Here is an 11322-nt window from a genome sequence, read left to right as displayed (position 1 = left end):
GAGCTAGCACTTCAGCGCCATTATAAATTAGGTGGCTAAAGTGCTATTAAGTCCTTTACAGCTTATTGATTTCACGGCTAACCGTAAACTCGGTTGAAGTAACATAACGTTCCATATCTTGTAAACGTATATCAACACGTCCCAAACGGTCTTTTAAATCTTGTAAAGCACGACGTGGTGGCTCACCTTTTTGCCATACTTTAAATTTTACTTCAAGAGGATCTTCGTGTTTTGCCGCATCAGTTTTGCTTTGTGCATTGGCAGGTTTTTTATCTAAAATAAACCACGCTGCGATGTAAGCCACAACAAACAACGGGCCACCAGCTAGTAACACTGCCGTTACTACGATAATACGTACTAACCACAATTCCATATTGAAATAATCACTGAGCCCTGCACATACACCGGCTATTTTACCACGTGCTGGATCTCTTAGCAGTTCACGTTTAGCACTCATACCTTACGCCTCCACTGTGGGGCCTCTTGATCAAGTAGTGCTTCTAAAGTTTCTACTCGGTCAGCCATTTTATCTGCTTTTTGAGCAAGCTCAAGTAACTGGCGGTGTTCGTGTTCGCTCAAGCCTTGGCTTACTTGCTTTTTACTTCGGTAATGTAAAATTAACCAAAGGGGTGCTACCACAACCATAAAAATGATAATTGGAGCAACAAACACTTCTGCATCAAACATAACCCTCTCCTACACATCCATTAATTTATCAAGCATAGGGGGATGACTCCCCCTTTATTTATTATCTTTATTTATCAGCAAGCTTCTTTTTAAGTGCTGCTAATTCATCATCGATTTTTTCGTTTTGCTGTAACTCAGCAATTTCATCAGCCAATGACTTTTTGCCTAAGTCGTACGATTCTACTTGTGATTCTAGTCCATCAATCTTAGTTTCGTAGCGCTCAAAGCGATTTAATGCATCTTCAACTTTAGAGCTGTCTAATGCTTTTTTCACCTCTAGGCGTGACTCAGCTGAGCGTTGACGTAAAATAATCGCTTTTTGACGTGCTTTTGCATCCGCTAACTTGTCTTGTAGCGTACTTACTTCCTGTTGCAGCTTATCAATGTGAGATTCTATGTGACTGAGTTCATCTTCAACAGCAGCAACCGCTTGTGCTGACTTTTGCTTTTCAAGCAATGCAGCACGGGCTAGATCATCACGGTCTTTGCTCAATGCCAGCTCGGCTTTATCTTGCCATTGAGCGACTTGCTCTTTTAATGTATCGACACGACGTACTAATTCTTTTTTCTCTGCTAATGTTTTCGCAGAGGTTGAACGTACTTCAACTAATGTGTCTTCCATCTCTTGGATAATCAAACGTACCATTTTTTCAGGATCTTCTGCTTTATCTAAAATGGCATTGATATTAGAATTAACAATATCTGCAAAACGCGAAAAAATTCCCATAACATTTACCTCTGTAGTGTTTAACTTAATTGGTCTGCTGTTACTGTTACAATATGCTTGCCAACTTTATAAAACATAAAATACAGTAATATTTTCATAATGTTAAACTAAAAATACAAATTCCTTTAGTTCTCCCTAATTATGAAATACACTAACTGTTAGTAAAAATGACTAAGAGTTAGGGAATATGAGCCAATTTCGCCAACAAGATAATTTACTCGGCCAATCAGACAGCTTTTTAGCGGTACTTGATCAAGTTTCACAGCTGGCAAGTTTAGATAAACCAGTACTGATTATTGGTGAACGTGGCACAGGTAAAGAACTGATCGCCGCCCGTTTACACTTTTTATCAAAGCGCTGGGAGCAAAGCTACATTAAGCTCAACTGTGCGGCACTTAACGAAAACTTGCTTGAAAGCGAATTGTTTGGCCATGAAAGTGGTGCCTTTACCGGCGCAAGTAAACGCCACGAAGGACGCTTTGAACGTGCCAATGCCGGTACGCTATTTTTAGACGAACTAGCAAATACCTCTGCCATGGTGCAAGAAAAACTATTACGGGTAATTGAATACGGTGAATTTGAGCGAGTCGGTGGCAAACAAACCGTCAAGGTCGATACTCGCTTAGTCTGCGCAACCAATGAAGACCTTCCTTATTTAGCCGAGCAAGGTGAATTTAGAAGCGATTTACTCGACAGGCTCGCATTTGATGTAATCACTTTACCGCCACTGCGCGAACGTCAGGAAGACATCATGTTACTCGCTGAGCAATTTGCGATGAATATGGCCCGTGATTTGGACTGGCAACTATTCAGTGGTTTCACCCGCAGTGCTGTGGAAATACTGCAAGGGCATGATTGGCCAGGTAATATACGTGAACTTAAAAATGTCGTGGAACGAAGTTTATATCGCCATGGCAGTGAACATATTCCCGTTCACCAGATTATTTTAGACCCATTTGAAAGCCGCTTTAGACCCAAGCAACGAATTAAAAAACTCCCCACTACAGCCATAGAAGCAGCTCCTGTTGCAGTTGTCACCAATGAACCGATAGTTGCAACAAGTACCCCGCAATTTCAGTTTCCATGTAGCTTAAAAGACCTCTCAAATGAATTTGAAATTGATTTAATAAAAAAAGCGCTTGAATATAGTCAATTTAATCAAAAGAAAACTGCAGAAGTACTTGGTTTAACGTATCATCAACTACGAGGCTATTTGAAAAAATACAACTTGTTAGATCAACAATAATAGTCAGAGGCTAAACGAGTGTATAAATTATTACTTGGTATCTTAACGGTATGCCTAACGGGTTGCTTAGATACCAAAGAAAAAACACTAGAAGAAAAGAATCAGGGCTTAGTTTATTGCGCTGAGGCTAACCCTGTGTCGTTCAATCCCCAAGTGACGACCACAGGTTCGACGATCGATATTATTGCAAATCAATTGTATGACCGTTTGATCAGTATCGATCCCGTGACCGCTGAATTTAAAAGTGAACTGGCCACTGACTGGAAAATAAGTAAAGACGGCAAGTCAGTTACCTTTACCTTGCGCAAAGGAGTGAAGTTTCATACTACTGCATACTTTACCCCAAGCAGAGAGTTTAACGCTGATGATGTAATCTTTACCTTTAGCCGTTTATTCGATGTGTATAATCCTTATCACTTTGTTGGGGATGCCAATTACCCTTATTTTCAAAGTGTCGGCATTGACCAGCTAATTCGGCAAATTGTTCGCGTGTCCGACTACCAAGTGCGCTTTGAATTATTTAATGCCGAAAGCAGCTTTTTAGCCAATATGGCAACTGATTTTGCAGTGGTTTTGTCTCGCGAATATGCCATGCAATTAAAACAGCGCGACCAAGTTAATCTTTTTGATCAATACCCTGTTGGTACTGGCCCCTATGTTTATAAAGAGTATCGTCGCGATCACTTAGTACGCTATTATCGTAATCCTGACTATTGGAAACACCATGTAGTGCTGGAGCAGTTGGTTTACGACATCACCCCAAATGGCACCACCCGAATTGCAAAAATGCTCACTAAAGAGTGCGATGTAACCGCACACCCAAGTAGCGCACAGTTAAGTATTTTAGCCCAACGCGACGACATTAACGTACAAAAAGAAACCAATCTTAATGTAGGTTATTGGGCGTTTAATACCGAGCGCCCACCATTTGACGATTTAAGAGTACGTCAAGCACTGGCCCATGCCATTGACGTTGAAAAAATCATGCAAGCAGTTTATTACGGCAACGGTATTCGTGCGCAATCGTTATTACCGCCAACATCATGGGCATATCAACCACAAGCTAAACTACCCGGATTTAACCCTGATCTAGCTAAAAAACTGCTGATTGAGGCTGGCCTTCCGAATGGCTTTGATATGACCATTTGGGCTATGCCAGTGAGCCGAATTTATAATCCTAACGCACGTAAAATGGCCGAGCTAATGCAAAGCGATTTACGAAAAATTGGTGTAAACGTCAGTATCGTTGAGTATGAGTGGAACACCTTTATTCAACGAATAGGTGAACACCGCCATGACAGCGTGTTATTAGGTTGGGCTGCAGATACACCGGATCCAGATAACTTTTTTAGCCCGCTACTCAGTTGCACCGCGGCATTTAGTGGTAAAAACCCTGCGAATTGGTGTGATCCTGAGTTTGACTTACTCTTGACACAAGCGCTTGATACCACCGATTTAGCCAAACGAAAAGCCTATTATCAACAAGCACAAGCGATGATAGTGCGTGAACTACCTTTATTACCACTTGCCCACGGTATGCGTTTTCAAGCAAGTAGTGCCGATGTAGAAGGTATTCCACTTGGCCCATTTGGCGCAATTTCCTTAGCCAACGCGAGGAAAAAATAATGGTGTTAAATTATATTTTACGTCGTTTAGGCTTACTGTTATTTATGATGTTTACCTTGAGTGTATTTACATTTTCACTCAGTTATTTATTTCCCGGCGATCCGCTTAGTAATTTAAGTGGTATCAGTAATACCAGTTTTTCACAAACCAGTGAACTACAAGAAAAATATCACTTTAACGATAATTATTTAATGCAATATTTTGCTTTTATTGCGCGTATTGTGCAAGGCGACTGGGGCGTGTCGTTCGCTTCGGGCGACAGCGTATTTACTCATATTATCGAGCTATTCCCAGCCACGTTAGAGCTGAGTATTTATGCGTTAATTATTTCTGTTGTGGTTGGCGTTCCGGCAGGTATCTTGGCGGCGGCCTATCATCGGCGCTGGCCAGATAAACTGGTTAACTCCACGACATTAGTGGGCTACTCAATGCCGGTATTTTGGTTAGCTTTGCTGCTGATCATGGTGTTCTCATTACAACTAGGTTGGTTCCCGATGTCAGGGCGAATGGGCTTACTGTACGAGATCCCCTCCCAAACTGGCTTTATTTTGATTGATATTGTATTAGCAGACTTTCCTTATTCTGGTCTGGCAATGCTTGATGCTCTGCATCATTTAACCCTGCCGACCATTGTTCTGGCAATGTACCCTACCACTGTATTAGTGCGCTTTACACGAGAGTCAATGTTGCATGTGCTTGAGCAAAGTTTTATTAAAACTGCCCGAGCCAAAGGCTTAAACCGTGCCCAATTAATTATGCATCATGCCTTACGTAATGCCTTATTACCGGTTATAAAACAAATTGGTTTACAGTTTAGTACCTTGATCACTCTGGCAATGATCACCGAGGTGATTTTTTCATGGCCCGGTGTTGGCCGTTGGTTAATTGATAGTATTTATCAACGAGACTACCCTGCCATTCAAGGTGGCTTATTAGCGGTATCGATGTTTGTAATTCTGGCGACTATTATTGCAGAATTAACCTATACCTTGTTCGACCCGCTGTCACGGAATCAAGCGCATGGCAAAGTTTAATTTATTTTCAGAAGAGTCAAACAAATCGCCATTAGCGCGATTTTGGCGCAAATTTAAATCCAATCATCCTGCCTTAGTGGGGTTATGGATTTTTATCGCCTTTGCTATTTTAGCTGCGGCTGCACCACTGATTGCACCATATGGGGTAAACCAGCAACACAGTGATGCGTTACTTATTCCTCCATCGTGGCATGAAATGGGCGATGTACGTTTTATACTCGGTACTGACGACTTAGGTCGCGATGTACTCTCACGGCTTATGAATGGCGCAACTTATACCTTTGGCTTATCAGTCATTGCTGCGCTGATCACCACCATCATAGGTGTGTTAGTAGGCACATTTGCCGGCATTAGCCGAGGTATTCGCTCAAGCTTTTTAAATCATCTACTTGATATAACCTTATCAATACCGTCTTTATTATTAGCGATTATTATTATTGCGATATTAGGCCCAGGCCTGATGAATACCGTGTGGGCAATTATTTTAGCGCTATTACCGCAATTTATTCACTCGGTGCGCAACCTCATCGTCACTGAGCTTAATAAAGATTACATTACTGCATTTAAACTTGATGGCGCATCGAACTGGCATATTCTCTCCAGAGGGATTTTTCCAAATATTTATGAGCATATTGTGGTTATTTTTACTATGGCATTATCAACCGCTATTTTAGATATTTCCGCTTTGGGCTTTTTAAAACTAGGGGCACAACCACCAACCACAGAGTGGGGTGCAATTTTAGCTGAAAATCTGGGTTTAATTTATTTAGCACCTTGGACCGTTGGCTTGCCTGGGGTATTACTCTTTTTAGCGGTGCTGTCGACCAACTTAGTGGGCGACGGGCTACGCCAAGTGCTCAAAGCACGTAAGGCTGACTAAATGCAATTACTTGATATACGAAATCTGACCATAGAGCTGCGCACCTCTGATACCGTTATTCGCGCCGTAGATAGAGTGAACTTGAGCCTCAAAGAAGGTGAAGTACATGCATTAGTGGGCGAATCTGGCTCAGGTAAAAGCTTAATTGCTAAAGCCATTGTGGGTGTATTAAATAAACGCTGGCACATCACCGCCGACCGTATGCATTGGCGCGGTGTGGATCTAATGCGCTTATCAAGCGAACAACGGCGTAAAATTGTAGGCAGTGACATCGCAATGATTTATCAAGATCCTAGTCGTTGTCTTGATCCTACCGCAAAAATATTTGAGCAAATAGCCGAAACGCTCCCAGAAATAACAGGCTCCGGGTTTTTCTTAAAGCGAAACCGTGAACGTAAGGACCGAGTAAAAGCGCTGATCCACAAAGTGGGCATTAAAGATCACGAAAAAGTACTATCGAGCTATCCTCACGAGCTCTCAGAAGGCGTTTGTCAAAAGGTCATGATTGCTATGGCCATTGCTCGTACACCTAAGTTACTGATTGCCGATGAGCCAACTACAGCTCTTGAAAGTACCACACGAGCACAGGTATTCCGGTTATTAAAAAGTTTAAATCAACTTAAAAACATGTCAATTTTAATGATCTCCCATGAACTTGAAGAAATCATTAATTGGTCTCATTGCATGCATGTACTTTACTGCGGGCAAATGGTTGAAGCAGGTCCAACCCAGCGTATTTTTGCCCAGCCTCGCCACCCTTATACACAAGCATTATTAAAAAGCTTACCGGATTATGAGCAAGGGCTTGCCCATAAAGAACCTTTTTATGCACTAAAAGGGACAATCCCAACCTTACAGCATTTACCTATAGGCTGTCGCCTTGGTCCTCGCTGTCCGCAGGCACAAAAAGCTTGTGTGGTAACACCGCCTTTAACTAAACAACATGGTCATAGTTATGCGTGTCATTTCCCTCTCATTAAGGTGATGAAATAATGCAACCTCTGTTAAAAGTGCAAGCCTTGTCAAAAAGCTTTAACCTGCGTGCAGGGTTATTTTCACGTAAGCGTTTTGAGGTATTAAAAAACATCTCGTTTTGTTTAGAGCAAGGTGAAACACTGGCTATTATTGGCGAAACTGGCTCAGGTAAAAGTACCCTAGCAAAATTACTCGCTGGAGCAGACAGCGCAGATGCTGGGCAAATCCTACTCGATGGCAACATCATCGAAAACAAAGGCGTTCGCGATCAGCAATGCCGCCATATTAGAATGATTTTTCAAGACTCCGAAGCCTCGCTAAACCCAGGTTTAACGATCGGCGATATGCTCGACGATTGCCTGCAATATAATACTTCTTTGGATAAAGTAACTCGCGCTGAAAAAATCACCGCAACACTGTCTAAAGTAGGTTTATTAAACGACCATCAGTATTACTACCCACATATGTTTAGTGGCGGTCAGCTGCAACGTGTCGCTCTAGCACGTGCATTAATACTCGACCCTAAGGTTGTAGTACTTGATGAAGCATTATCATCTCTGGACCCTTCTGTACGCGCACAAACCGTCAACCTGCTACTCAAGCTTCAACAGGACACGGGTCTCAGTTATATCTTGATCACTCACCACTTAAGTTTAGTACGCCACATCAGCGATCAACTTGTAGTACTCGATCACGGTGAAATTGTTGAATACGGTAGAACAGAGGATGTATTCCAAAAGCCACAATCAAAAGTCACTCAGAAGTTGCTAAGTTGCTGAAGGTAGAACTTTAAGCGGTAAGTTTTAGCGAAAAGAATTGTATAGGTGCTAGATTCTAGAAAAAGCCAGAGTAGCTCGGCATTAAATTTATCGCGTTGGTTGGCTTGATAGCAACGAAACCCAAACTGCTAAAAGCGAACATATAACAAGTCACTTTAATGCCCGTTCATGGCACAAAAATGTCTAATCTCTAACTCTTTTGTGAGTATTTAATATCTTCTTCTAAGCGTAACGTTTCTTAACCTCTTTGTGAATAATTAAAACAACCGACAATGCAAAGTTTTGATATATAGCAATAAAATATTTTTATGCCGTTACTCAATGGTATAAGCGCGAGATGTCCCGCGCAGAAACAGAAATATACCCGTTAAGCCGGTTGGATTAATGATTCAACAATTTTTAACGCTTTAATTTCATTTTCATCGGTAATACCATCAGCTTCAATGACTTGTTTAAGCAGCTCTAATACAAACTCCCTCATGGATTGATCGACAATATGTGTCATTCGATGCTGAATAAATGACTCGATGTCACCACTTTGCACTGCCAAAACACATTTGCTTGTCATATCAATTATATAGTTATCAAGAGCAATGACAGAATTCCACTCAATTTTATGTGCCCAGGTTTCGACGACTCTCAACTCTTCTTGTGCAATAGAGCCATCAACAGCGACAAATAATAACGCAAGGTCTAACAGTGATTCTTTTTGTAACTGTTCAACACAGATACCCATATCAAAGTTATTTAATAACTGCTCGAATTTCATGATGTTCCCTTAATAATATAGAGGTAATGTTATTGAGCTTATACTAAGTCTGCTAAAAAGTAATCAAAATAGGTTCGGTAGATTGGGGGGGAATTTATTTATACTTGAACTCAGATATCTGCCTGTTAAAAAATAAAAAAAGGCGCCAATGGCGCCTTTTCATTATTTAATTAAGCATTACTCTGTGGCGGCTTGCGCTTTAGGTAATTTTAATTCTGCATTTGCTTTTAAAGCTTCAATGAATACCATGTAGTTTTTGTTAACTTGGGCCATAGTAATATTTTGCTTAAGCTGTGCGTCAATTTCGTCTTCAACAGTAGCGTTAGTCACTGTTTTAAGTGCTACGATTGCCGCGTCACCGTTGTTTAGGTCAACTTTTTCAACTACTGGTGTGTCAGTTGGGTGTGCCATTTTAAAGGCATGTTGAACGATTGCAGGCGAAACAGTGTAAGCTTGACGGGTTAGTGCCGCTTCTTGACGAAGTTCTAAGCTTTGCTCAGTTACTAGGTCATTTAAGCTCTTGCCAGCTTCAATCTCAGCATACAGCGTTGTTGCTTTTTCTTTCGCAAGCTCTGATGCTTTTTCACTAACTAAACGTGCTTTAATTTGCTCTGATACATCAGCAAGTGCTTTTGTTGCAGCTGGTACATGCTCTTTAACACGCACTAACACAACATGCTCATCGCCCACTTCGATAACCTCAGAGTTCATTTTATCTTCAAGCACATCTGGTGAGAAGATTGCAGCTAATACCGCTGGTGTATTAAGCGGCGCAGGTAGAGAATTACGGTCAACTAATGCTGTTGTTTGTACTTCAACACCGGCAACTTCTGCAGCATCAACTAAGGTATCTGAAATTTCAAATGCAATAGCGCCCATTTCTGTTTGCTTTTCATAGAATGCATTTACTTTTTCAGTACGCTCAAGCTCAGCACGTAAATCAGCTTTAACAGTGTCATACGCTTTTACTTGTTGGCTCTGAATATCAGTTAACTGAATAATATGGTAACCAAACTCAGATTGTACAACGTCTGAAAAATCCCCTTTGTTTGCCAATGCGAATGCCGCATCTTCAAAAGCAGGATCCATCATGTCACGTTCGATCCAATCTAAATCACCGCCCATTTCAGCACTAACGATATCATCAGATGATGATTCTGCTAACGCTGCAAAGTCACCGCCTTGTTGTAATTGTGCTAACAAGTCTTCTGCTTTGGCTTTTGCTGCATCATCGTCTTCACTGTTATCAATTAAGATATGCGACACACGGCGCTTTTCAGGTTCGGCGTATTGTGCTTTGTTTTGATCATAATATGCTTTAACGTCAGCTTCGCTAACATGAGTTTCAAGTGTTAAGTTAGCTGCATTTAAATCAATGTAGTTTACTGATACTTGCTCAGGCGCTAAAAACTGCGACATATTTAGGTCATAGTAATCGGCAATTTCTTGCTCTGTTACCGTCACGTTTTGCTGTAAAGACTCTTTGCTGATCACGACATAGTCAATACTACGCGTTTGCTGTTGTAGCGCAACGGCATTAGCCAATTCGCTATTTAGAGCGAAATCGGTGCCTGCAACCGCTGAAATTAGCTGGCTTCGGGTCATTTCTTCACGTAAATATTCACGAAATGCGTCAGGTTGGAAGTTCATTTGACGGATAACTTGTAAGTAACGATCGTTGTTAAATTGCCCACCAATTTGGAAGTATGGCAATTCTAAAATCGCTTTACGAACACTGTCGTCACTAACACGTAAACCAAGTTCGGCCGCTAGTTGAGTTTGCAATTCTTGTTGTACTAGACGGTCAACGACGCCTTGACGAATTTGTGCCATGTAATTTGGATCAGCAGCAATTTGTGCAAAGTATTCGCCAAATTGTTGCTCTAAACGTGCACGTTCATTTTGGAACGCACGGCTAAACTCGGTTTGGCTAATTTTAACTCCATTTACTTCAGCTACGGGCTGCTCTGTGGTTTGACCTAAGTAACCACCGATCCCTGCTAAGGCAAAAGATAAAATCACCGCGCCTAAAATAATTTTAGCTACCGGTCCTTGTGAACCTTCTCTGATTTTCTCAAGCATTTATTTATCTCTATTCTATTCGAGGCAGAAATCGCCTTGCTTATGTAAAAAAAGCGTATCTTACCAGATACGCTTTTTTACTTGAAGCAGTTGGCGAGAAAGAACGTTAATTAAGCTGTAAAAGCGATTAACTTCTTACACTACCAAACTAACTCACTAAAGAGCAGTGATTAGCTGTTACATGCATCTTTAAGCGCTTTACCTGCTTTAAAAGCTGGGATAGTCGCTGCAGCGATTTGAATTGTTTCGCCTGTTTGTGGGTTACGGCCTGAACGTGCAGCACGTTCACGTACTGAGAAAGTACCGAAACCAACCAATGCTACTGAATCGCCATCTTTAAGAGCGCCAGAAACAGCCTCGATGAATGAATCAAGTGCACGACCCGCAGCCGCTTTAGAAATGTCAGCATCAGCTGCGATTTGATCGATTAATTGAGATTTATTCACAATATCATCCTCTTTCATTGTTATTATCAAGAGCGATTGTTTTTTAAACTAACATCACTATTTTGAAAATT

At 41.3% G+C, this 11322-nt stretch carries 12 protein-coding genes; 6 read left to right on the top strand and 6 right to left on the bottom strand.

All coding sequences use genetic code 11. The features are described from left to right. Nucleotides 1-55: 55 nt before the first annotated feature. The 3 genes from pspC to pspA all read right to left on the bottom strand — a co-directional run bounded on the left by pspC (nucleotide 56) and on the right by pspA (nucleotide 1414). Complete coding sequence (pspC, locus tag H5180_RS20470; RefSeq protein WP_145241438.1) at nucleotides 56-457, bottom strand: envelope stress response membrane protein PspC; 402 nt, start codon at nucleotides 455-457, stop codon at nucleotides 56-58. After that, a complete protein-coding gene (gene pspB / locus H5180_RS20465; RefSeq protein WP_145241440.1) occupies nucleotides 454-687 on the bottom strand; it encodes an envelope stress response membrane protein PspB in 234 nt (77 codons plus the stop codon). Before pspB ends, pspC begins: the two co-directional genes overlap by 4 nt. Nucleotides 688-754: 67 nt before the next feature. Beyond that, complete coding sequence (gene pspA, locus H5180_RS20460) at nucleotides 755-1414, bottom strand: phage shock protein PspA (protein WP_145241442.1); 660 nt, start codon at nucleotides 1412-1414, stop codon at nucleotides 755-757. Nucleotides 1415-1601: 187 nt separating this feature from the next. Between pspA and pspF the strand changes: the two genes are divergently transcribed. The 6 genes from pspF to H5180_RS20430 are packed head-to-tail and all read left to right on the top strand — an operon-like array spanning nucleotide 1602 to nucleotide 7954. Beyond that, a complete protein-coding gene (gene pspF, locus H5180_RS20455) occupies nucleotides 1602-2660 on the top strand; it encodes a phage shock protein operon transcriptional activator (RefSeq protein ID WP_182758980.1) in 1059 nt (352 codons plus the stop codon). Between the two features lie 18 nt (nucleotides 2661-2678). Further along, nucleotides 2679-4286 (top strand): ABC transporter substrate-binding protein, encoded by a 1608-nt coding sequence (locus tag H5180_RS20450; RefSeq protein ID WP_145241446.1) that lies wholly within the window; start codon nucleotides 2679-2681, stop codon nucleotides 4284-4286. Next, nucleotides 4286-5320 (top strand): ABC transporter permease subunit, encoded by a 1035-nt coding sequence (locus tag H5180_RS20445; protein WP_145241448.1) that lies wholly within the window; start codon nucleotides 4286-4288, stop codon nucleotides 5318-5320. The genes H5180_RS20450 and H5180_RS20445 overlap by 1 nt, the downstream gene beginning before the upstream one ends. Then, entirely contained in the window at nucleotides 5307-6200 is an 894-nt protein-coding gene (locus H5180_RS20440) for an ABC transporter permease subunit (protein WP_145241450.1), read from the top strand. Before H5180_RS20445 ends, H5180_RS20440 begins: the two co-directional genes overlap by 14 nt. Further along, entirely contained in the window at nucleotides 6201-7193 is a 993-nt protein-coding gene (locus H5180_RS20435) for an oligopeptide/dipeptide ABC transporter ATP-binding protein (RefSeq protein WP_145241453.1), read from the top strand. Beyond that, nucleotides 7193-7954 carry an ATP-binding cassette domain-containing protein gene (locus H5180_RS20430; RefSeq protein ID WP_145241455.1) on the top strand — a complete coding sequence of 254 codons (762 nt, stop codon included), beginning with the start codon at nucleotides 7193-7195 and terminating at the stop codon, nucleotides 7952-7954. Before H5180_RS20435 ends, H5180_RS20430 begins: the two co-directional genes overlap by 1 nt. Nucleotides 7955-8321: 367 nt before the next feature. On the opposite strand, the gene H5180_RS20425 is transcribed toward H5180_RS20430, so the two are convergent. From H5180_RS20425 to H5180_RS20415, 3 genes are all read right to left on the bottom strand, one after another. Beyond that, on the bottom strand, nucleotides 8322-8723 hold the full coding sequence (locus H5180_RS20425) for a hypothetical protein (RefSeq protein ID WP_145241457.1): 402 nt from the start codon (nucleotides 8721-8723) through the stop codon (nucleotides 8322-8324). Between the two features lie 177 nt (nucleotides 8724-8900). Then, nucleotides 8901-10805: a peptidylprolyl isomerase gene (ppiD, locus tag H5180_RS20420; protein WP_145241459.1), complete on the bottom strand. Its 1905-nt coding sequence runs from the start codon at nucleotides 10803-10805 to the stop codon at nucleotides 8901-8903. Between the two features lie 170 nt (nucleotides 10806-10975). Continuing rightward, nucleotides 10976-11278 (bottom strand): HU family DNA-binding protein, encoded by a 303-nt coding sequence (locus H5180_RS20415; RefSeq protein ID WP_301562686.1) that lies wholly within the window; start codon nucleotides 11276-11278, stop codon nucleotides 10976-10978. Nucleotides 11279-11322 lie beyond the last annotated feature (44 nt).

The organism is Pseudoalteromonas sp. SR41-4 (assembly GCF_014163985.1).
Taxonomy (GTDB): domain Bacteria; phylum Pseudomonadota; class Gammaproteobacteria; order Enterobacterales; family Alteromonadaceae; genus Pseudoalteromonas; species Pseudoalteromonas rhizosphaerae.
This window is presented reverse-complemented; position numbering and strand designations above follow the sequence as displayed.